A 21,549-nucleotide genomic window follows, 5' to 3' on the forward strand; every position below is an offset into this window, starting at 1 on the left:
GCGGAGGGGGAGGCGCGGGGGGTGTTGATCCCTTTGCGAGCTCGTTCGCCGGCCAGAACAGGAATACGCCGGCGCCGTCCTATCCAAATCGCTCCAACACGAAGGCCACCCAGAAGGGCAAGAAGCCCAACAACCAGTCGAGCATCGGCGAACCCACCTTTGCGGCGGCCTATCGCGCCGCCTACGACACAATCTATGAGCGCAACGACTACGCCTCCGCGATCGCACAGCTCAAGGCGCTCGGCCGTGACGACAATCCGAACGTTGCCAACCTCATCGGCTATTCCTACCGCAAGCTCGGTGACTACAAGCAGTCGCAGATCTGGTATGAGCACGCCCTGGCCATCGATCCGAACCACGTGCTGACCTGGCAGTATTACGGCCTGTGGCAGCTCGAACAGGGCAATCGCGAGCAGGCGATGTATCACCTGGACAGGATCGCCGCGATTTGCGGCACGAGTTGCGAGGAGTACAAGTCGCTCGCGGCTGCACTGGACAAGCCGACAGGCACGGCGCTGGTGTATTGACGGCTAACTCACCCCAAAAGCGGTGACAAGCCGCAATAATTTCAGCATTGTCCCGGCCGGGGCGCGACCGGGACAATCTGGATGCCGCTGACGCGCGACAAGATCATTGGCCATGACCTCGAACGTCTGGCCTTCCGCTTCACCATGCTTGACGATGGCGAAGAAGTGACGTGCCAGATCAGCGACGCCGCGATGGATGAGCTCGCCGGCATGCAAGGCACGGAAAGCAGCGCACGTCAGGCGCAATTCCTCTCACTGCGCGAGACCATCGAACGGATCGCATCGGACCTCTACGACGAAGCGCCGCGCTTCAAGGGGTATGTGGTGCGAATTTTTACGAAGCATCTGGGGAGATAGCAGCAACAGGCTCAATGTCGTCCTGGCGTTCGCCAGGACGACATTGAAGATATGGCGTACGCTCGTACTCACCCGTCCAAATTCTTCAGCAGCAGTCGCAGCGCCGTGGCGGCAAACATCTGCATGTTCGCGAAGCGGTCGTTGCTGGCGGTCTCCAGCGTCATCACCTCGGTCGCGGGGCCGGCGATTGCCATGCAGCTATGGCCGGCGGCGTCGCCGTAGCGATTGCCGGTTGGGCCGGCCGCGCCGGTCTCGGACAGGCCCCAGTCGCAACCGAAGCGCTCGCGCATCTGCTCGGCGAGCAGTTTTGCGTAAGGCTCGGACGAGGAACGAAAGCCCTTCATGCCGTCATCCGAAATATCCATCAGCACGCGTCGCGCATCGCGCGTGTAGACCACAGCGCCGCCGAGGAAATAGGCCGACGCGCCGGGCACCGCGAGCAGGCTTGCGGCGATCAGGCCGCCTGCGGAGGATTCCGCCACCGCAATGGTCTGTTTGCGCGCAATCAATTTGGCCGCGACCTGTTCCGCAATCCCCACGAGCTCTTTCATCTTGCGCTTCACTCCCGAGCAACCTAGCTGCGCTCTTCTAGCATATGACAGCGGCGCTGGCCGAGTTGCAGGCGGCCTGCAGGCCTGCTTGAATGGCGTCAACAAGCGATGCGGCCAAGCGCGCGTGAAAAGGAAGCGTCATGACGTCCCTGATCGCCGGCGGTGTTGACTGCGACGTGCACCCGGCGGTGCCGCATCTCACCAGCCTTTTGCCGTATCTGAACGATTACTGGCGCGACCAGGTGACGACGCGTGGCATGGTCGATCTGATCTCGCAGTCCTATCCGCAGAATTCGCCGATCACGGCACGCCCGGATTGGCGTCCTGAGGCCGGCAAGCCGGGATCGCATCTGGAGGACATGCAGCGCCATGTGCTCGATCCCTTCGCGCTCAGTTACGCCATCTGCAGCCCGCTCTATGGCGTGCAGATGGTGTTTTCCGAAGACATGCAAAACGCCTTCTGCCGCGCGCTGAACGACTGGCTGGCAAGGGAATGGCTTGACCGGGAACCGCGGCTGCGTGGCTCGATCGTCATTCCCATTCAAAATGTCGAGAAGTCGGTCGCCGAGATCGAACGCTGCGCGGTCGACAAGCGCTTCGTGCAGGTGCTGATGCTTGTCATGGGCGACACGCCGCTGGGAAAGCGCGCGCTGTGGCCGATCTATGCGGCGGCGGAGCGGCTGGACCTCGCGATAGGCATTCATGCCGGTTCCGCTTATCACAACCCGCCGACCGCTGTGGGGTGGGGTTCGTATCACATCGAGGACTATGTCGGCCAGGCGCAGGCGTTCCAGACCCAGCTCACCAGCCTGATCGTAGAGGGCGTGTTCGCCCGCCATCCGAGGCTGAAGATGGTGATGTTGGAATCCGGTATCACCTGGGTCGCGCCCTATCTCTGGCGGCTGCACAAGTTCTGGCGCGGGGTGCGGATGGAAACGCCCTGGGTCGATCGCGCGCCACTGGAGATTGTGCGCAGCAACATCCGCTTTTCGTTGCAGCCGTTTGACGCGCCGCCGGAACAGGCGACATTAATTCGCCTGTTTGATCATATGCAGTCCGACGAATTAGTCCTATTCTCCACGGACTATCCGCACTGGCAATTCGACGGCCAGGACGCGCTGCCCGAAGGTCTATCCCCCGATCTCGTGCGCAAGATCATGATCGACAATCCGCATGCAACCTATCCCCGCCTGAGTTAGCCGCTGCCAAAGGAGGCAAGGCGATGAATATCCAGTTCCGCGAAGCGACCGAGTCCGCGTCTGCCCTGACCACCAAGACCGCAATTGCGGACTGCGATATCCACCCGGCGCGCGCGACCCGGACCGAGCTCTATCCCTATCTCGCCAAACGCTGGCAGCATCATCTCGACGTCTACGGCGTGCATGCCTATCAAGGCATGATGGAAGGCCCGCCCTATCCGAAGGCCCAGCCCAACGCCTCGCGCCGCGATGCCTATCCGCCGGAAGGCGGGCCGCAAGGCTCTTCGCTCTCCTTCATGCAGCAGCAGCATCTCGACCCCAACAACGTGCAGCTGGGGGTGCTCAATCCGCTCGGCACCGGGCAGGGCATCCGCAATCACGAGCTCTCGGCGGCGCTGTGCTCGGCGATCAACGACTGGCAGATCGACAAATGGACCAGCAAGGACAAGCGGCTGAAGGCCTCGATCGTCGTCGGCAATGAGGATGCGATGACTGCGGCCGCCGAAATCCGCGAGCGTGCTGGCGACAAGAACTTCGTCCAGGTGCTGCTGCTCAGCCGCAACGTCGAGCCACTCGGCCAGCGCCGCTATTGGCCGATCTACCAGGCCGCGGAAGAGGCCGGCCTCCCGGTTGGCGTGCATGCCTTCGGCTTCGGCGGCAATCCGATCACGCCGTCGGGCTGGCCGAGCTATTACATCGAGGAAATGGTGGGGCATTCGCAGTGCCAGCAATCGGCGCTCGCGAGCCTCGTGCTGGAAGGGGTCTTCGAGCGCTTCCCGAAATTGAAGATGGTGATGATCGAGGCCGGTTTCGGCTGGGCGCCGTCGCTCGCCTGGCGGCTCGACAAAGTCTGGCAGCGACTGCGTAGCGAGGTGCCGCATCTGAAGCGGCCGCCGTCCGAATATATCCGAGACCAGGTGTGGTGGACGACGCAGCCGATGGAAGATCCGGAGCGGCGCGAAGACCTGTTCGATGTCATCAAGTGGATCGGCTGGGACCGGCTCTTGTTCGCGACCGACTATCCGCATTGGGACTATGACGAGCCGTCGCGCGTGCTGCCGCCCGGCGTCAGCGAAACCAACCGCGAGGCGTTTTATCTGGGCAATGCGCGGAAACTGTACGGGATCGCTGTCGCATGATCCGGAAAAGTGTGCAGCGGTTTTCCCTCGCGACAAACGCGGAACGCGTTTGCGCGGAGATCATGCGACAAACCTAACATGGCGCGTCACGTGATCGCGCCTGTGGATGAACTTCCGCCAGGCACACGAAAATTCCTCGAGATCGACGGACGGCCGATCGCGGTCTTCAACATCAAGGGCGAATATTTCGGCCTGCTCAATCGCTGCCCGCATCAGGGCGCAGCGTTGTGCGAGGGGCCGCTGATCGGGCTCGCGCAATCCAAGGATCCCGGCGAGATTGAATACACCAGGCTGGGAGAGATCATCCGCTGCCCCTGGCACGGCTGGGAATTCGACGTGCGCACCGGCCAATCCTACTGCGACCCCCGCCGCTTCCGCGTCAAGGCGTATCCCGCTCATGTGGAGCCGGGCACGAGCGTCGTGAAGGGACCGTATGTCGCCGAAACGATCCCGGTCAAAGTCGAGAGTGACTACGTGGTGGTGGACCTGTAACCCCGCTGTCATTCCGGGGCGCCTCGAAGAGGCGAGCCCGGAATCCATTTCTCCCAGCACTCCTGTGGCACCATGGCTTCCGGGCTCGATGCTTCGCATCGCCCCGGAATGACGATGCGGCTAGTGGCCGGCGACCGGCTCCGCCACCGGATCATACGTCGCCACTGCCTTGCCGCCGCCGCGATAGACGGTCGCGGCAGCGATGATGCCGAGGACGGCGGCGAACATCAGCCAAAAGCCGGGCGATGCCTTGTCGCCGGTCTTTTCGATCAGCCAGGTCGAGGCGAACGGCGTGAAGGTACCGAACAAGGCGGCCGCGAGCGCAAAGGCGAGCGAGAAGCAGGTGGTGCGCACATGCGCCGGCACGATCTCGACGAGCGCACCCAGCATGGTGCCGCTATAGACGCCGAAATAGAACGAGAACATCATCTCGACCGCGAGCAGCTTGCCGAAGGTCGGCGCGGCCACCAGCCAATGCAGCGCCGGATAGGCTGTCAGCAGCGACAGGCAGGCGATGGTGAGCAGCACGGGCTTCCGGCCAATGCGGTCCGACAACGCGCCGCCGACCGGATTCCAGATGAAGTTGGTCACGGCGACGAGCAGCGTGACCAGCAGCGCATCCTGCGTCGACAGCTTCAGCACGGTCTTGCCGAAGGTCGGCGTATAGACCGTGACGAAATAGAACGTCGTGGTGGTGAGGATCGCGATCATCATGCCGAGGATGACGATGCGCCAGTTGGCGAGCGCCGACGCGAACACCTGCGCGGCGGTCGGATGTTTCTTCATCGCCAGGAATTCCGGCGTCTCCTGAAGCGTCCGCCGCAGGAAGAAAATCAAGGGGATGATCAGGCAGCCGACGAAGAAGGGAATGCGCCAGCCCCAGGCGGTGACGATGTCGGCCGGCATCAACTCGGAGAGGATATAGCCGAGGATCGATGCCACGAAGATCGCGACCTGCTGGCTCGAGGACTGGAACGAGGTGTAGAAGCCGCGATTGCCAGGCGTCGAGATCTCCGCAAGGTAGACCGACACGCCGCCGAGCTCGACGCCGGCGGAGAAGCCCTGCAGCAGGCGGCCGAGCAGCACGATGATCGGCGCCGCGATGCCGATGGTCGCATAGCTCGGGCAGAACGCGATCACCACCGTGCCCATCGCCATGATCGCGAGCGTGACGATCAGGCCCTGGCGGCGGCCGATGCGGTCGATATAGGCCCCTAACACGATCGCGCCGACGGGGCGCATCAAAGCGCCGAGCCAGAACACGCCAAAGGTGTTGAGCAGCGAGGCCGTCTCATTGGTCGAGGGGAAGAACGCCTTGCCGATCGCGGCGGCATAGAAGCCGAACAGGAAGAAATCGAACTGCTCGAGGAAATTGCCCGAGGTCGCGCGCAGGATGGCGCCGATGCGTGACTTGATCTCGGGCGGATTGGTTGAAGTGGCCGGTCCAGCCATGACGCTTACTCCCTAAAAGATGTGGCCGGACCGGAACTCATTTTCACGGCGGACGACCGATCGTGCTGCGACAATCTGTCTTACCCCTCTCGCGCAGGGGTGCGGGAGTCAACCCATTTCACGAGCGAAGCTCATGATTTTTCAGGCTTTATTCTGCGTTGCAGCGACCAGCCAGTCGCGGAAGGCGACCAGTTTCGACGCCTCGCGGCGGCCATCGGGCGCGACCAAATAGAAGCCGGCATCCGCTGGAAGCGCGATGCGGAAGGGGACCACGAGGCGGCCCTTGGCGATGTCGTCCTGAACGTACGTGGTCCGTCCCATCGCCACCCCCATGCCGTCGATCGCTGCCTGCACCGTCATGAGCGTCATGTCGAAGGTGATGCCGGGCTGCTTGGAAATGCTGGTCGAGAGCCCCGCAGCCGTCAGCCACAGTCGCCAGTCGTCACCGTTGTTGGTGTGCAGCAGCACGTGGTCTTTCAGGTCCTGCGGCGTGCGCAGCGGCTTGTCGCCCCTCAGCAGCGACGGGCTGCACACCGGGAACAACTCGTCCCGCATCAGCCATTCGGCGCGCACGCCCGGCCACTGGCCACGGCCGTAACGGATCGCGGCATCGACATTGTCGCGCTGGAAATCCACGAGGCTCGTCGATGTGGTGATGCGGACGTCGATGCCGGGATGCTGCTCCTGGAAATTGGTCAGCCTTGGCAACAGCCATTTGGCGGCGAGCGAGGCGATGGTCGAGACGGTCAGCACCTTGTCGTCGTCCTTGCGGAGCAGCCGGTCGGTCGCAAGCCTGAGATCGTTGAACGCGGCACGGACGCCAGGCAGGTAGTCGCGTGCCTCTGCCGTCAACGCCAGCGCGCGGTTCTGGCGGACGAATAGGCGAATGCCGAGCTCCTCCTCGAGCCTGCGGATCTGATGGCTGATCGCGGTCTGCGTCACATTCAGTTCGGCCGCGGCCAGCGTGAAGCTGAGGTGGCGTGCGGCGGCCTCGAAGGCCCGCAAACCGTTCAGGGAAGGCAATCTGGCAGTCATTTGGCAGCAGGATGCATGAGCTTATTTCATGCGAATAGGTACAAATTGTCGTTTGTCGAAACGCCGGACGAAGCAGATATTGCAGATCTAAGTTAGCTCCAGGAGCTGAAAATGTCTACGTTGACCCACAATTCGATGACAAATCATCATGCGCCGAGCCTGCTCTACCAGATCGGGGAGACACTCCATGTCTGGCACGAGCGCTACCGCACCCGCAAAGAGCTGTCCCAGTGGACCACCCGCGATCTCCAGGACGTCGGTCTCTCTTGGAGTGACATTGCGTTTGAGGCTGAAAAACCTTTCTGGCGGGCCTGATTGGCCGCCCGGCCGGCGCCGCCTCTGAAGAGGGGCGCCGGCGGTCGTTTTCGCCGCGGGAGAGTCTCATGAGCATGCTGCGCCTGGATGACCTCAAGCAATACTCGGATACGCTGCGCACCCGCCATGGGCAGGCGCTTACGGTGCGCTTCGTCGAGCCGCGCGACACCGACGAGTTGCAGCACTATTTTCGTTCCCTGTCGGCTCGATCCCGTTACAACCGCTTCTTCGGTGCACTGAGCGAGTTGCCGAAGGCGCTGCTGCACGACTTCACCCATGTTGGCGAACGCGAACGCTTCAGCGTGATCGCGACCATGATCGTCGATGGTTTCGAAACCATCGTCGGCGAAGCCCGCTATGCTTTCCAGGCCGAGACTTCGAGCCTCGAGTTCGGCTTGTCGGTCGGCGACCGCTGGCAGGGCCACGGCATTGGCACGGCGCTGCTCAAAAATCTCGAATGCCGCGCGGCCGCCTTTGGCGCCGAGCACATCTTCGGCGACACGCTGCGCGCCAACGACGTGATGATCTCGCTCGCCCGTAAATCCGGCTTTGCCTTCGTCAATCATCCCGACGACTGGAGGCTGGTTCGGTTCGACAAGCAGATCGCCATCGAGCCAAAAGACATTCCCTGCGCAAGCTGGCGTCTCGCCGCCCTTTCCCGTCAGGCCGAAAGCCCCTCAGCCACAGCCTGACACGACTGAAAGCCCGGTTCTGGTGAAGTCAGAACCGGGCTGATTTTTTCGCGCATCAAATGGCTTGATCGCCGGTAAAGTCGGTCGAGGTCGCAACTGTCAGCCACTCCGCAAGCTCCCGCGCGACGAAGGCGTTCTTTGCCCCGATCCGTTCCACGGTGTCGCTGCCGAGCGGCAAGCGCAGTGGCGGCTTGGCCGCATCCGCCAGTTTGAGGAAGGCCTGCGCCAGCTTGCGCGGATCGCCGCGCTGGCCGTGATTGACGTCGGCGGCGTGCGCGCGCGTCTTGCCAACGGTCTCACTGTAGTCATCGATCTGGAGTGCCGTCCGCGACAGCGAGGTCTCGTCGAGGAAATCGGTGCGGAAGAAGCCCGGCTCGACCACGGTCACCTTGATCCCGAGGGGAGCCACTTCGCCGGCCAGCGCCTCGCTGATGCCTTCGACTGCGAATTTGGTCGCTCCATAGACACCCCAGCCGGGATAGCCGGTGTAGCCGCCGACCGACGAGATGTTGATGACGTGGCCCGAACGTTGGCGGCGCATATGCGGCAGCACCGCGCGGGTGACGCTCAGCAGGCCGAACACATTTGTGCCGAACAGCTTTTGCGTTTCCGCAGCGCTCGCCTCCTCGATCGCACCGAGCAGGCCGTAGCCGGCATTATTGACGAGGATGTCGATGCGCCCGAATCGCTTGACCGCCTGGCCTGCGGCCTCATGGGCTTCGGCCTCGCTGGTGACATCAAGCCGGGTGGCCAGGAGCCGCTCGTGACTGCCGAGCCGCGCGGTGACGGTCGACGGGTCGCGCGCGGTGGCAACCACCGCATCGCCGGCGCTGAGTGCGGCCTCGGCGATCAGCGCGCCAAATCCGCGGGACGCTCCTGTGATGAACCAGACACGCATGATGTTGCCCTTTCCATTTGAGGCTCCGGCGATGTGCCGAAGCTGATGGACAACGTGTATCGCCTCGCCATAGGTGAGATAATCAGCTATATATTTCGTAGGCTGCTGAGCAAAATTCATCAATGCGGATTGACCCGTCCGACCTTGCGATCTTTCTCGCCATTGCCCGTCACCGCAGCTTTCGGGCGGCTGCGACCGAGCTCGGCGTCACGCCATCGGCGTTGTCCCACGCGCTGCGTAACATCGAGGAGCGACTTGGCCTGCGGCTGGTGAACCGCACCACGCGCAGTGTGGCCTTGACCGAAGCCGGCGAGCGCCTGTTCGCCCGCATCAAGCCGGCGTTTCGCGACATCGACGACGCGCTCGAAGACCTCAACAATTTCCGCGGCAAGCCGGCCGGCATGCTGCGCTTCACCGCCGCGCGCCAGTCCGCGCAGCTCGTTCTGTTGCCGATCGTGACGCGCTTTCTGAAGGCGTTCCCGGACGTCAGCATCGAGATCATGATCAACGATGCGCTGATCGACATGGTCGCGGCCGGCTTCGACGCCGGGGTGCGCTTTGGCGAGACCATCGCCGCCGACATGATCGCGGTGCCGATCGGCCCGCGGCATCGCTTTGCGGTGATCGGCTCGCCTGCTTTCTTCAAGGCGTACAAAGCGCCTGTCGCGCCGCATGACCTGAAAGCACTGCCCTGCATTCGCTACCGCTTCACCAGCGGTGCGCTCTATCATTGGGAGTTCGAGCGCGGCGGCATCGAGGTCGATATTGATGTCACAGGACCGCTGACGCTGAACGACCAGGATCTGATGGTCGATGCGGCACTCGACGGGCTCGGTCTCGCCTATGTGTTCGAAGGCCAGGTCGAAGAGTTGCTGGCGAGGCGCAAACTGGTTCGCGTGCTCGCCGATTGGTGCCCGGCCTATCCGGGTTTCTTCCTGTACTATCCGAGCCGCCGGCAATTGCCGGCAGCACTGCGGGCCTTTGTCGATTTCGCACGGGCGCCTGCCGCGTAGCCCGAATGAACGGCGGAGCGCGTTACTTCCCCGTGAACACCGGCTTGCGCTTCTCGATGAAGGCCTGCACCGCCTCCTTGTGATCGGCCGTCGTGGCCAGGCGAATCAGCCGCCCAGCCTCGTGGTCGCGGGCGGTCTCGAAATCGAACAGCAGGGCCTCGTCCAGATTGTCCTTCATGTACCGCAGCGCGAGCCGCGGGCCCTCGGCCAGCGACTTGGCCAGCGCGAAGGCCTCGTCCTGCAATCTGTCGTCCGGCACGACGCGATTGACGAGGCCGATCGCCTCGCACCTGTCGGCATCGACCTTGCCGCCCGTGAACATCAATTCGCGCGCCCGCGCCGTGCCGACCAGACGCGTGAGCAGCCAGGCGATGCCGTAGTCGCCGCTGAGTGCAACGCGGGCATAGCCGGTGGCCACAAAAGCCGATTGTGCGGCGATGCGGATGTCACAGGCCATGGCGATTGCGAGCCCCGCGCCGACCGCGGGGCCGGGCAGCGCCGCAATGGTCGGCTTGCGCACCGAGACCAGCACACCGGTGAGGAGCCGCTGCCGCTCCTGCAAATCGGCAACCCGGTCCTCGAAGGACATTTCGAGCTTGGCCTTGTCGCGATGCGCGCCCATGCCCTTGACGTTGCCGCCGGCGGAGAAGGCTTGTCCGGCGCCCGTGATCAGCAGCGCGCCGACATTTTGATCCTCGCCACAGGTTCGGATCATCGCGCGCAGCGCCGGCGTCAGCGTGTCCGACAGCGAATTGCGCGCGTCGGGACGGTTCAGCGTGATCACCGCGACGCGGTCGCGAATGACGCAGAGGAGTTCGTCGGTGCCGGTGTCGATGGTGGTTTCGGTGGTCATGCTTCACTGCTCCGGTAGAGTGGGCAAAGTGCAGCGTGCCCACCACTTCTGCATCCCGTGTTGATCATGAGAGGTGGGCACGGCGCTGCGCGCGTTTGCCCACCCTACGGCAGTACGCCTCAAAACTTCTCCACCCAGGGCCGCAGCTCCATTTCCCAGGCCCAGGCGCTGCGCGGCTGTTGCAGGACGTTCCAATAGCTCTGCGCGATTGCATCGGGATCGAGCATCGAATCCGGTCTGTCCGGCGCCTCCGTGCGCGCTGCGCTGCGGATGCCGCCGTCAATGACGAAATGCGCGATATGGATGCCCTGCGGCGCGAGCTCGCGCGCCATGCTTTGCGCAAGCCCGCGCAGCGCGAACTTGCCCATCGCGAATGGCGCCGACTGCGCATAGCCCTTCACGCTCGCCGATGCGCCCGTGAACAGGATCGCGCCGTGCTTGTTGGGCAGCATGCGCTTGGTTGCCTCCTGCGCCACAAGGAAACCGCCGAAGGCGCTCACTGCGATCGATTGCGCGACATCCGCTGCGACGAGCTCGACAAACGGTCCACGCGTCCGGCCGCTTGCATTGTAGATCACGACATCTGGCGTGCCGATCTCGCGCTCGACAAGGCCGAACAGGCGCTCGACCTCCTCCGGCTTGGTCGCGTCGCAGGCAAAGGCCTTCGCGCCAGTCTCGCCGCAGAGTGCGCCGAGTTTTTCGATCTTTCGCGCGGCGAGCGCTACGCGCAGACCCTGGGCGGACAACAGCCGTGTCAGCGAGGCGCTCAAGCCTTCGCCGGCGCCGACGATGAGCGCGATGTTGTATTTGGGATGTTCCATGATGCGATCCTTTTGGGAGCAGGAACAACGGATCTATGCATGCTTGGCCCGAAGAGCCAGCCGCGTCCGCGAAAGCGGCTGATCACAATTCCGCAGAGCGGTCTCAGCCATCGCCACGCTCATGCCTCCCTGACGATTTGCGGCTTTATCCGCGTTCTCGCCTGGAGCATGATCGACATCATCCAAAGCAGCAAGCACCAAAACGGCGGACAAATCCCGCGGGACGGAAACGAAAGAGGTCGATCATGCACAAGCCGGGCACGTCGCAGCAGAAAGGCGTTGCGGTCGAGCAGCCGGGCCTGCTTGCGCCCGACACCACCGGGATGAATTTCTACCGCGCCGATCCGGCATTGACGGACCTGTTGCGCATCCATCTGCCCGATCCGCTATTCCGTCACATCGAGCCGCATCTCGATCGTCTCGGCGAGCTCGCCGGGGGCACTCTCGACGAATGCGCACGGCTCGCCGACCGGCATGCGCCGGTGCTGCACCAGCGCGACAAGTTCGGCCGCGACGTGCAGTGGATCGAATATCATCCGGCCTATCGCGAGCTGGAGAAGGCGGCGTTTGGCGAGTTCGGCATTCATGCGCTGTCGATTCGCAAGGGTGTCATGGGCTGGCCGGACAAGTATCCCGTCGCGGCAAAGCACGCCTTTACCTTCCTGTTCAACCAGACCGAATTCGGCATGGGCTGCCCGATCAACGTCACCGACGGGTGTGCAAAACTGCTCGCGAATTTCGGCAGCGAGGCGCTGAAGGCGAAATATCTGGACGGCCTGACCCAGACCGACATGAGCAAGCTGACCCAGGGCGGCCAATTCATGACCGAAAAGGAGGGCGGTTCCGACGTCGGCACGCTGACAACGCGCGCGGTGCAGGAGGGCGATCGTTGGCGTCTCTACGGCGAAAAATGGTTCTGCTCGAATGCCGACGCCAAAGTCGTGATGCTGCTGGCGCGTCCCGAGGGCGCCGGTCCCGGCACGCGCGGCGTAGGCCTGTTCCTGATGCCACGCTTCCTCGACGACGGTTCGCAAAACAACTACCGGATCGTGCGGCTGAAGGACAAGCTCGGCACCCGTTCGATGGCCTCGGGAGAGATCAAGCTCGAAGGCGCAATCGCCTATGCGGTCGGCAAGCTCGACCGCGGCTTCGTGCAGATGGCCGAGATGGTCAACTCCTCGCGGCTCTCGAACGGCGTGAAGTCGACGGCGCTGATGCGCCGCGCCTACCACGACGCGATGACGGTCGCGACCAATCGCGTGGTGTTCGGCAAGCGCATCGTCGACCTCCCCCTCGGACGGCGGCAGATGATGAAGATCATGCTGCCGGTCGAGCAGGCCCTGTCGATGAGCTTTCTGACCGCCGACGCGCTCGACCGCGCCGAGGCCGGCAGCCAGGATGCCGCAGCGCTGCTGCGCATCCTCACACCGACGCTGAAGTTTCGTGCCGCGCGTGATGCGCGAAAGGTCTGCGGCGATGCGCTCGAGATGCGCGGCGGCATCGGCTATATCGAGGAGTTCGCCACTTCACGGCTGCTCCGCGATGCTCATCTCGGGTCGATCTGGGAAGGCACCGGCAACATCGTGGCGATCGACGCCTTGACGCGTGCGGTCGGCCGCCATGGTGCAGAAGCCGCACTCGCCGCCGATCTGCACGCCCGGCTCGACGACAGCGCGTCCGTGCCGCAGGCCTGGCGCGATCGCTTGCGCGGGCTTACCGATCGTGCCGTCGGCTTCGCGCGTGAGGTCGCTGATAGCGCCGACAACGAAGCCGATGCGCGGCGCGCCACCAGCCTGCTCTATCATGTCGCAAGCGCCGTGGCGCTGGCATGGGAATCACATCGCATCCACGAGAGGCGGGGCGATGCGCGACGGCTCCTGTTGTCGCGGCTCGTGATCGATCATCGGGTATCGCCAAGCGATCCGTTCCGGCTCACGGAAAATCCAACCCAGCAAGCCATCGTGTCGCTGCTGCTGGGCGAGCGTGCGGCCGCAATGCCCGAGGTTGGCGAACTGATTCTGGCAGCGTAGGCTGCGGCCGAGGGCGTCGTTCACCTCTCCCTATGGGCGAGCTGGGCGCCAACGAAAACGATAATAACGAGGAAACAAACAAATGAAGGCTGCCGTCCTCTATGAAGTCAACAAGCCGCTCGTCATCGAGGACGTCAGCCTGCCGAAGCCGGGCCCGCGCGAGGTTTTGATCCGCACCGCGGTTGCCGGCCTCTGCCACTCCGACCTGCACTTCATGGAAGGGCTCTATCCGCATCCGCTGCCCGCAGTGCTCGGTCATGAATCGGCTGGTGTCGTCGAGCAGGTCGGCTCCGACGTGACCTACGTGAAGCCGGGCGATCACGTCGTGACCTGCCTGTCCGTGTTCTGCGGCACCTGCGACAACTGCACGACGGGCCGCACGGTGCTCTGCACCGACACGACGGTGAAGATGCTGCCGGGCGTCTCCGATCGGATGCAGTGGTCGAAGCCGGAGAAGCTGCATCAGTTTCTCAACCTGTCGTCCTTCGCCGAGCAGATGCTGGTGCACGAGAACGCCATCGTCAAAATCCGCAAGGACATGCCGCTCGAGCTCGCTGCGTTGATCGGCTGTGGGGTCATCACTGGCTATGGCGCGGTGGTAAACACCGCAAAAATCCAGGCTGGCGAGACCGTTGCGGTGATCGGTTGCGGCGGCGTCGGCATGGCCGCGATCAACGGCGCTGAGATCGCGGGTGCCGGCCGCATCATCGCGATCGATACAAACCCGGCAAAACTCCAGCTCGCGACCAAGCTCGGCGCCACCGACATCATCAATCCCGCCGATGGCGACGTGGTGAAGCAGGTGCGCGACCTCACCAATGGCGGCGTGCACCATTCCTTCGAGGTTCTCGGTCGCAAGGAGACCGCCGAGCAGGCGTTCGGCATGCTCGCCGCCGGCGGCACGGCGACGATCGTCGGCATGATCCCGTTCGGGCAGAAGATCGAGCTGCACGGCTTCGACTTCCTGCGCGAACGCAAGATCCAGGGCTCGTCGATGGGCTCGAACCATTTTCGCGTCGACATGCCGCGGCTGGTCGAGTTCTACCTGCGTGGCCGCTTGCACCTGGAGGACTGGATCTCGGCCAAGCTGAAGCTTTCCGAGATCAACGAAGGCTTCGCCAACATGAAAGCCGGCAAGACGCTGCGCAGCGTGATCATGTTCGATAGCTAGGCAACAATCTCAAGCGTCGCTCCTCAGTCAGGTGTCATCGCCCGCCTTGTGCGCAATTGCGCCCCGGGGCGGGCGATCCAGTATTCCAGAGGCGACGACGAATACGGAGAGGCTACCGCGTACTGGATGCCCCGCCTTCGCGGGGCATGACAGCGGAGATTTGTGTGGGCGATGTGCTCGCCTCACCGTTCACGCGCCTCACCGCGACACGTGCGCCGACACCGCGAGCCACTTCCCGTTCTGCCTCGCCCAGCAATCTGTATAGCGGCCCGAAGCCTGCTGGCCGTCCGCAGTCGTATAGCTGGTCGCGCCGTGAATAATGGCGAAATCGCCCATGATGCGGATCTTGACGTCGTGTTCCCTGAGATTGCGGATCGCGATCGGCTGTGCCGTTTGCTTCAAAAAGCCGGCGCGATCGACCAGCGTCTTGTCGGGATTGGAGCAATAGAAGTCCTGCGCGAGGATCTCGTCGAAGCGCTTGACGTCGCAATTCTGGACGGAGGCGACGTAGTCGCGGTTGAGCACGGTCAGTTCTTCGAGGTCTCTGTTCATCACATTTCTTCCCTTCTGGTCACTCTGGGGCGCGCGAGGTGCGACCCACAGTCTCGAAGTCGTCAGCGAGACTCGGTTGATTACGGACAAGAGCATGCCTGATCGCAATGATGTTTCGGTCTCGACCGAAGCATCACGATCATGATGATTACGCTAATCATCAAACCTGGGCGGTGGTGTGAAGCCGGCGAAATCCCACTCGATCAGTTCGGCGAGCTTCAACGCCGCCATTTGAGGTGATTGCGGCGGGACGCAGGAACGCGGCAAAACCTATGCTGCGCCGATCAATATCCCGACCCCGAGCACGATTGCGCCGCCGAGCACGATTTGGAACACCGCCTGGAGGAACGGCGTGTCCATGTAGCGCGCGCGGATGAAGGCGATCGCCCATAATTCGAAAAATACGACGACGCAAGCGATCGCGGTGGCGATCCAGAACGCATTGGGCCAGGAGTCCGGGACGAGATAAGGCATGGTGTGGCCAAGTCCGCCGAGCGTCGTCATCAAGCCGCAGGTGATGCCGCGTAGCCAGGGCGAGCCGCGGCCGGTGAGAGAGCCGTCGTCGGAAAGCGCTTCGGCAAAGCCCATGCTGATGCCGGCGCCGATCGAAGCGGCGAGCCCAACCAGAAACGTCTGCCAATTCTGGTGCGTGGCGAAGGCGGCGGCGAACAGCGGCGCCAGCGTCGAGACCGAGCCGTCCATCAGACCGGCGAGGCCCGGCTGCACATATTGCAGCACGAACATGCGGCGGCGCGTGCGGTCTTCCTCCGCGCGCACGTCGGGCTTGAGGATCTCGTCCGTCAGCTTGGCGGCAGTGTTCTCGTGATGCTTCTCCTCCTCGGCGAGATCGCCGAGGAGGCGGCGGACGCCTACATCCTCGGCCTGCTCGGCGGCGCGTGCGTAAAACCGCTCGGCCTCGAGCTCCATGGTCTCGACCTCTTTCCGGATCGTGTCGAGCGGCAGGTTCTTGGTCAGCCAGATCGGGCGGCGGCGCAGAAAGCCCCGGACGTCCTCGCGGCGGATCGGTGGCAGATGCGGGCCGAAGCGTTCTTCGTAGAGCTGGAGCAAGCGGTGGCGATGGCCGCGTTCCTCCTCGGCCATCTGCTCGAAGATCCTGGCCGAATCCGGATAGCGCTCCTTCAGGTCCTCGGCGAAGGTCATGTAGATGCGGCTGTCTTCCTCTTCGGAGGAAATCGCGACCGCGAGCACCTCGCGCTCGGTCAGATCGGCAAAGCTCTTCACGACGCGCCCCAAGAGATTTAGAATGATTCTAAATCGTTATACGGCGCGCCCGCGCCGGGGTCAAATCATGCCGCGTGAACTTTGTCTCAGTGAGTTTTGGCGTCAGCGAGCCTTGGTGTCAGCAAGTCTTGGCGTCAGCAAGTCTTGGCGTCAGCGAGTCTTTGCGTCAGCGAGTCTTGGCGAGGAACTCGATCAACAGCCGGCTCACCTCGGCGGGCTGCTCCTGCTGCACCCAATGACCTGCGCCGTCGACGAGATGGCAACCGAGCATGTTCGTGCAGGCGCGGGCCTGCATCGCCTCGAACACGCCGGGACGCTGATACGTGCCCCAATCCTGCTTGCCGGAGATGAAGCAGGAGGGCACCTCGATGGTGCGGTCCACGAACAGTTGCAATTCGTTGTTGAAAGCACCCGACGTGCCGCAGCGGTACCATTGCAGCCCGCCCTGGAATCCGGTGCGACCATATTCGGCACTGTAATAGGCTAGCTCCTGATCCGGCAGCCACTGGTTGGCGGCGATCTCGGCAGGCGAGGGCATTTCCTTCGCGACTGTCTGCGACATGGTCTCACCGAGATCCATCAGGTAGTAGGTCGGCAGCTTTGCGAGCTCGCCTGCGGACCAGGACTTCAGCGGATAAGGCTTGTTGTCCGTCCAGTCCGCGCTCTTGTGATGATAGTAGGCGCGCAGGAAATCGTGCACGCCCTGTGGCGCGTGCTGCATGTCGGTATTCGCTTCGCGTGTCGAATAGTACCACTGGTAGTGCTTGCGCGGCCGCGGCAGCGCGGCGAGCTCGCGATGCACGGGATCGGCGTGCGGCGCCGCGGCTGGCTTGTCGGCTGTGTTGAACGGCAAGGACGGCGGCCCGCCGAACGGCGCGCTCATCATCACCGCCGAACGGAACACGTCCGGCCGCAGCAGCGCGCACCAGGACGCAACCGGGCTGCCGAAATCATGCCCGACCACATCGACCTGCCGATAGCCGAACGCCGACACCAGCCCGAGCGCGTCGCGCACCAGATTGAAGAGCCGGAAGGGCGCGAGATCGCCGTCGTAATCCGCCTGCCATCCAGTGGTACGCCCGTAGCCGCGCTGGTCCGGCGCGATCACGTGATAGCCGGCACTGGCGAGCGCCGGCATCACCTTGCGCCAGGAGAAGGCGAGCTCCGGAAAGCCATGCAGCAGCAAAACGCAGGGCCGCCCCTGCGTCTCGAAGCCGGCTTCGAGCACGTGCATGCAGAGGCCGTTGATGCCATCGACATAGCGCGAGCGGATGCCGGCGGGCAGGGGGATGTCGGGGAGATCGGTCATGGCTTTAGATCATTGCACGAACCTGTGGGCAAAGCGAAGCGTGCCCACCACTTTCATCGCGCATGCGGTGAGACGGTGGGCACGGCGCCGAAGAGCGCGCCTTTGCCTACCCTGCGACATCCGTGTTGTTGCTAGATCTTCACCGCGGTCTTCGGCCAATACCTGTCGCGCAAATGGCGCTTGACCAGCTTGCCGGTCGGCGTGCGCGGCAGCTCGGCTTCGAAATCGATTGAGCGCGGGCATTTGAGGGCGGAAAGGCGGGTCTTGCAATAGGCGATCAGGTCGGCTTCGAGTTCCTTGCCCGCGCGGCTCATGTCGTGCGGCTGCACCACCGCCTTCACCTCTTCGCCCATCTCCTCGTTTGGCACGCCGAACACGGCGACGTCGGAGACCTCGGAATGGCTGATCAGCACGTCCTCGGTTTCCTGCGGGTAGATGTTCACCCCGCCCGAGATGATCATGTAGGACTTGCGATCGGTAAGATAGAGGAAGCCGTCCTCGTCGAGATAACCGACGTCGCCGAGCGTCGACCAGCCCTTGGCGTTATAGGCCCTCTTCGTCTTCTCGGGATCGTTGTGATAGGTGAAGGCTGGCGCGTCGGCGAAATAGACCGTGCCGATCTCGCCCACGGGCTGCTCCTCGTCGTTCTCGTCCAAAATCCTGATCTTGCCCACCACCGCGCGGCCCACGCTGCCGCGATGCTCCAGCCATTGCGTGGAGTTGCAGACGGTGACGCCGTTGCCTTCCGAGCCTGCGTAGTACTCGATCAGGATGGGCCCCCACCATTCGATCATCTTTGCCTTGACGTCGACCGGACAGGGAGCGGCGGCGTGGATCGCACCCTTGAGCGTGGAGACGTTGTATTTCGCGCGGGTTTCGTCCGGCAGCTTCAGCATGCGCACGAACATGGTCGGCACGAGCTGCGACTGTGTCACCTTGTATTTCTCGACCAGCTTCAAGAACTCCTCGGCGTCGAAATGCTCCATGATGATGGAGGTGCCGCCGAGCACGATCGCCATCATGTTGAAGCGCAGCGGAGCTGCGTGATAGAGCGGTGCTGGCGACAGGTAAGTGGTCCCGGCATTCATGCCGCACATGTCGGCGCAGAGCACGCGCAGGAAGGCGTTCGGCGCATCGATGCGGTTGCCCTCAAAGACCTTCTTGATGCCCTTGGGGCGGCCCGTCGTGCCCGACGAATACAGCATGTCATAGCCGGCGACCTCGTCCGCGATCGGCGTCACCGGCTGCGCCGCGGCTTCCTTGTCGTAGGAGCGGAAGCCGGCCAGCGGCTCGTCCATCATGTAGAAGATCGGCTCGCCCGGTGCGCCCTTGATCAACCCCTTGATCTGGTCGGCGCATTTCGGCGTGGTGACGACGACCTTGGCGCCGCAATCGCCGATGATGTAGTCGATCTCGTCCTGCTTCAGATAGCGGCTGATCGCGGTGTAATAGAGACCGCTGCGCTGCGCGGCCCAGCAAATCTCCATGAAGGCGAGGCGGTTCTCCATCAACAGCGCGACGTGATCGCCGGCCTTCAGTCCCAGCGAGCGAAACAGCTGCGCGCCCTGGTTCGAGAGCTCGTCGAGCTCGCGATAGGTGATCGCCTTGCCGGTTCCGGCCATCTGGTAGGCGATCTTGTTCGGCGTGGTGCGGGCGTAGACGGAGGGGTGGGTCATCGAGATCTCGCAGCAAATTACGTAGTCATCCCGGCCTAGTGCGCAATTGCGCACGGGGGCCGGGATCCATAGCCACAGGGCGTAGTTTGGCGGAGGATCGTCATTCGGTACTGCGACCAACCAAGATCGATAGATTGCGCGGTGTGGGTCCCGGCTTTCGCCGGGACGACACCGTTTGTGTGGCCGCGGCTTACAATCGCTCCACGATCGTCACGTTCGCCATGCCGCCGCCTTCGCACATGGTCTGGAGGCCGTAGCGCTTGCCGCGCTGCTTCAGCGCATGGACCAGCGTCGTCATCAGCTTGGTGCCGGAGCCGCCGAGGGGATGGCCGAGTGCGATCGCGCCGCCATTGACGTTGAGGCGGCCCGGATCGGCGCCGGTTGTCTTCAGCCACGCCGTCGGTACCGAGGCAAAGGCTTCGTTGACCTCGAACAGGTCGATGTCGCCAATTGCCATGCCGGCCTTCTCCAGCGCGCGCTTGGTCGCGTGCAGCGGCGCCTCGAGCATGATGACGGGATCGCCGCCCATCATGGTCATGTGATGCACGCGCGCGAGCGGCTTGACGCCGAGCGACTTGAGGCCTCGCTCGTTCACGACCATGACGCCGGACGCGCCGTCGCAGATCTGGCTGGCGCTCGCCGCCGACAGCTTGCCGTTCTCGGCGATCAGCTTGACGCTCTTGATGCCATCGAGGCTGGCGTCGAAGCGGATGCCTTCGTCGATATGGTGGGTGTCCGTCGAGCCGTCGGCGCGGGTGATCTCGAGCGGCACGATCTCGTCCTTGAAATGGCCTCCTTGCGTCGCCGCAATCGCTCGCTGATGGCTGTTGTAGGAATACTCGTCGAGCTCATCCTTGGAGAGGGCGTACTTCTCGGCCATCATCTCCGCGCCGGTGAACTGGCTGAACACGATGTTCGGATAGCGCTGCTCGATGCCCGGGCTCTTGTAGTGGCCAAAGCCGTTCTTGGCCGCGAGCTGCGAGGACAGGCCCATCGGCACGCGGGTCATCGATTCCACGCCGGCCGCAATTACGACGTCCATTGCGCCGGACATCACGGCCTGGGCCGCAAAATGTAGCGCCTGCTGCGAGGAGCCGCACTGCCGGTCGATCGAGGTGCCCGGCACGCTCTCCGGCAGTTTCGAGGCCATGATCGCGTTGCGCGCGACGTTGTTGGACTGCTCCCCGACCTGCATCACGCAGCCCATGATCACGTCCTCGACCTGGGCCGGGTCGACCTTGGCGCGATCGACCAGCTCATCCAGCACTTTTGCGGCGAGATCGGCCGGATGCCAGCCGGCGAGGCGGCCCCCCTTGCGCCCGCCGGCGGTCCGCGCAGCGGCGACGATGTAAGCCTCGGCCATGTCGGTTTCTCCCTGAATTCTTCTGAATGGTTTGTTGTCGGGGGCGGATTAAAGGGGTCGATGATGATTTAGTCAATCGATCAATTAACTCTTGTGGGGAGGCGCCGCTTGCGCTTATCTGCGGCCCTTCGTGCGACGAGACAGGGATCTCCGTGACTACCAGCGTACCGAACAGGCTTCCGAGCGGCAAAAATTCCACGGCAGAGAAACTGCTGGTGGCCGCGAGCGAGCTGATGATCGAACGCTCCTCGATCGAAATTTCGCTCAGCGACATCGCGCAGAAGTCGGGCGCCAACGCGGCGCTGGTCAAATATCACTTCGGCAATAAGGACGGCCTCTTGCTGGCGCTGCTCGCGCGCGATGCCGCGACCGAGCTGTCAAACCTCGAATATCTTCTGGTGCAGCCGATCACGCCGACCGCAAAGCTCAAGCTGCATATCGGCGGCATCATCCGCGCCTATCACCGGTTCCCCTACATGAACCGGCTGATCCACTATCTCTTGCATGAGAGCACGGCGGAGTCCGCCGACGAGGTCTCAAAGTTCTTCGTCGCGCCGCTGCTCGATTTCCATCGCCGCCTGCTTGCCGAGGGCGTCAGCCGCGGCGAGTTTCGTATCACCGATCCCGTGCTGTTCTACACCAGCCTGATCGGCGCCTGCGATCACCTGTTCTTCGGCCGGCACGCGATGTCTCGCGCGACCGGCGTCGGCCCGGTCACCGACGAAGTCTGCCGGCAATATATCAAGCACATGGAAACGCTGATCTGCGGCGGCATCCTCGCGCAAGCCGAGGAAGCTGCCGCGGCCGGATAATCGGCCCAAAACATTCAAATCCAGAGACGTTCAAGTCCAGAGAAGAAACG

Annotated in this window: 22 protein-coding genes; 11 read left to right on the forward strand and 11 right to left on the reverse strand. The window is 63.3% G+C overall.

Features of this window, described 5'->3' with window-relative positions; translation table 11 throughout:
• The coding region (locus SO140_RS26205) for a tetratricopeptide repeat protein (protein WP_498543394.1) at positions 1 to 527 on the forward strand (527 nt) is incomplete at its 5' end.
• A gap of 81 nt (positions 528 to 608) precedes the next feature.
• Complete coding sequence (locus SO140_RS26210) at positions 609 to 884, forward strand: DUF1488 family protein (protein WP_449379440.1); 276 nt, start codon at positions 609 to 611, stop codon at positions 882 to 884.
• Between the two features lie 68 nt (positions 885 to 952).
• Here the strand turns inward: SO140_RS26210 and SO140_RS26215 are convergent, their stop codons facing one another.
• A complete protein-coding gene (locus tag SO140_RS26215) occupies positions 953 to 1,435 on the reverse strand; it encodes a CinA family protein (RefSeq protein WP_474799509.1) in 483 nt (160 codons plus the stop codon).
• 140 nt (positions 1,436 to 1,575) lie between these two features.
• On the opposite strand from SO140_RS26215, the gene SO140_RS26220 reads away from it, so the two are divergent.
• The 3 genes from SO140_RS26220 to SO140_RS26230 all read left to right on the forward strand — a co-directional run bounded on the left by SO140_RS26220 (position 1,576) and on the right by SO140_RS26230 (position 4,265).
• On the forward strand, positions 1,576 to 2,634 hold the full coding sequence (locus tag SO140_RS26220) for an amidohydrolase family protein (RefSeq protein ID WP_449379438.1): 1,059 nt from the start codon (positions 1,576 to 1,578) through the stop codon (positions 2,632 to 2,634).
• Positions 2,635 to 2,657: 23 nt separating this feature from the next.
• Entirely contained in the window at positions 2,658 to 3,773 is a 1,116-nt protein-coding gene (locus tag SO140_RS26225) for an amidohydrolase family protein (RefSeq protein WP_449379437.1), read from the forward strand.
• A gap of 78 nt (positions 3,774 to 3,851) precedes the next feature.
• The gene (locus tag SO140_RS26230; RefSeq protein ID WP_449379436.1) at positions 3,852 to 4,265 is read left to right on the forward strand and encodes a Rieske (2Fe-2S) protein; all 414 of its coding nucleotides are present in this window, start codon (positions 3,852 to 3,854) and stop codon (positions 4,263 to 4,265) included.
• 120 nt (positions 4,266 to 4,385) lie between these two features.
• Here the strand turns inward: SO140_RS26230 and SO140_RS26235 are convergent, their stop codons facing one another.
• Together SO140_RS26235 and SO140_RS26240 are read right to left on the reverse strand one after the other, a co-directional pair.
• Positions 4,386 to 5,717 (reverse strand): MFS transporter, encoded by a 1,332-nt coding sequence (locus tag SO140_RS26235; protein ID WP_449379435.1) that lies wholly within the window; start codon positions 5,715 to 5,717, stop codon positions 4,386 to 4,388.
• Between the two features lie 141 nt (positions 5,718 to 5,858).
• Positions 5,859 to 6,752, reverse strand: a complete 894-nt coding sequence (locus SO140_RS26240) for a transcriptional regulator GcvA (RefSeq protein WP_449379434.1) — start codon at positions 6,750 to 6,752, stop codon at positions 5,859 to 5,861.
• A 111-nt stretch (positions 6,753 to 6,863) separates the two neighbouring features.
• Here SO140_RS26240 and SO140_RS26245 point away from each other — a divergent pair, with 111 nt between their 5' ends.
• Positions 6,864 to 7,067: a DUF1127 domain-containing protein gene (locus tag SO140_RS26245; RefSeq protein ID WP_474799505.1), complete on the forward strand. Its 204-nt coding sequence runs from the start codon at positions 6,864 to 6,866 to the stop codon at positions 7,065 to 7,067.
• Between the two features lie 68 nt (positions 7,068 to 7,135).
• A complete protein-coding gene (locus SO140_RS26250; RefSeq protein ID WP_449379432.1) occupies positions 7,136 to 7,759 on the forward strand; it encodes a GNAT family N-acetyltransferase in 624 nt (207 codons plus the stop codon).
• A 55-nt stretch (positions 7,760 to 7,814) separates the two neighbouring features.
• On the opposite strand, the gene SO140_RS26255 is transcribed toward SO140_RS26250, so the two are convergent.
• A complete protein-coding gene (locus SO140_RS26255) occupies positions 7,815 to 8,657 on the reverse strand; it encodes an oxidoreductase (protein WP_449379431.1) in 843 nt (280 codons plus the stop codon).
• Positions 8,658 to 8,779: 122 nt separating this feature from the next.
• On the opposite strand from SO140_RS26255, the gene SO140_RS26260 reads away from it, so the two are divergent.
• Positions 8,780 to 9,670, forward strand: coding sequence for a LysR family transcriptional regulator (locus tag SO140_RS26260; RefSeq protein WP_449379430.1), 891 nt, complete (start codon positions 8,780 to 8,782; stop codon positions 9,668 to 9,670).
• A 22-nt stretch (positions 9,671 to 9,692) separates the two neighbouring features.
• Here the strand turns inward: SO140_RS26260 and SO140_RS26265 are convergent, their stop codons facing one another.
• Together SO140_RS26265 and SO140_RS26270 are read right to left on the reverse strand one after the other, a co-directional pair.
• Positions 9,693 to 10,523, reverse strand: a complete 831-nt coding sequence (locus SO140_RS26265) for an enoyl-CoA hydratase (RefSeq protein WP_449379429.1) — start codon at positions 10,521 to 10,523, stop codon at positions 9,693 to 9,695.
• Positions 10,524 to 10,642: 119 nt separating this feature from the next.
• Positions 10,643 to 11,344 carry an SDR family NAD(P)-dependent oxidoreductase gene (locus tag SO140_RS26270; RefSeq protein WP_449379428.1) on the reverse strand — a complete coding sequence of 234 codons (702 nt, stop codon included), beginning with the start codon at positions 11,342 to 11,344 and terminating at the stop codon, positions 10,643 to 10,645.
• Between the two features lie 245 nt (positions 11,345 to 11,589).
• Between SO140_RS26270 and SO140_RS26275 the strand changes: the two genes are divergently transcribed.
• The gene (locus SO140_RS26275) at positions 11,590 to 13,374 is read left to right on the forward strand and encodes an acyl-CoA dehydrogenase family protein (RefSeq protein WP_449379427.1); all 1,785 of its coding nucleotides are present in this window, start codon (positions 11,590 to 11,592) and stop codon (positions 13,372 to 13,374) included.
• Between the two features lie 82 nt (positions 13,375 to 13,456).
• Positions 13,457 to 14,545: a Zn-dependent alcohol dehydrogenase gene (locus tag SO140_RS26280; RefSeq protein WP_449379426.1), complete on the forward strand. Its 1,089-nt coding sequence runs from the start codon at positions 13,457 to 13,459 to the stop codon at positions 14,543 to 14,545.
• Between the two features lie 198 nt (positions 14,546 to 14,743).
• Here SO140_RS26280 and SO140_RS26285 read toward each other — a convergent pair whose 3' ends face one another.
• The 5 genes from SO140_RS26285 to SO140_RS26305 form a co-directional block, all read right to left on the reverse strand.
• Positions 14,744 to 15,097 carry a nuclear transport factor 2 family protein gene (locus SO140_RS26285; RefSeq protein ID WP_449379425.1) on the reverse strand — a complete coding sequence of 118 codons (354 nt, stop codon included), beginning with the start codon at positions 15,095 to 15,097 and terminating at the stop codon, positions 14,744 to 14,746.
• A gap of 270 nt (positions 15,098 to 15,367) precedes the next feature.
• Positions 15,368 to 16,339, reverse strand: a complete 972-nt coding sequence (gene mbfA, locus SO140_RS26290) for an iron exporter MbfA (protein ID WP_449379424.1) — start codon at positions 16,337 to 16,339, stop codon at positions 15,368 to 15,370.
• 166 nt (positions 16,340 to 16,505) lie between these two features.
• Entirely contained in the window at positions 16,506 to 17,648 is a 1,143-nt protein-coding gene (locus SO140_RS26295) for an alpha/beta hydrolase (protein WP_449379423.1), read from the reverse strand.
• Positions 17,649 to 17,779: 131 nt separating this feature from the next.
• Positions 17,780 to 19,324 carry an acyl-CoA synthetase gene (locus SO140_RS26300; RefSeq protein WP_474799499.1) on the reverse strand — a complete coding sequence of 515 codons (1,545 nt, stop codon included), beginning with the start codon at positions 19,322 to 19,324 and terminating at the stop codon, positions 17,780 to 17,782.
• Positions 19,325 to 19,514: 190 nt separating this feature from the next.
• Positions 19,515 to 20,687, reverse strand: coding sequence for an acetyl-CoA C-acetyltransferase (locus tag SO140_RS26305; RefSeq protein WP_449379421.1), 1,173 nt, complete (start codon positions 20,685 to 20,687; stop codon positions 19,515 to 19,517).
• A gap of 152 nt (positions 20,688 to 20,839) precedes the next feature.
• On the opposite strand from SO140_RS26305, the gene SO140_RS26310 reads away from it, so the two are divergent.
• The gene (locus SO140_RS26310) at positions 20,840 to 21,499 is read left to right on the forward strand and encodes a TetR family transcriptional regulator (protein WP_449379420.1); all 660 of its coding nucleotides are present in this window, start codon (positions 20,840 to 20,842) and stop codon (positions 21,497 to 21,499) included.
• Positions 21,500 to 21,549: the final 50 nt, after the last annotated feature.

Source organism: Bradyrhizobium sp. UFLA05-108 (genome assembly GCF_059803455.1).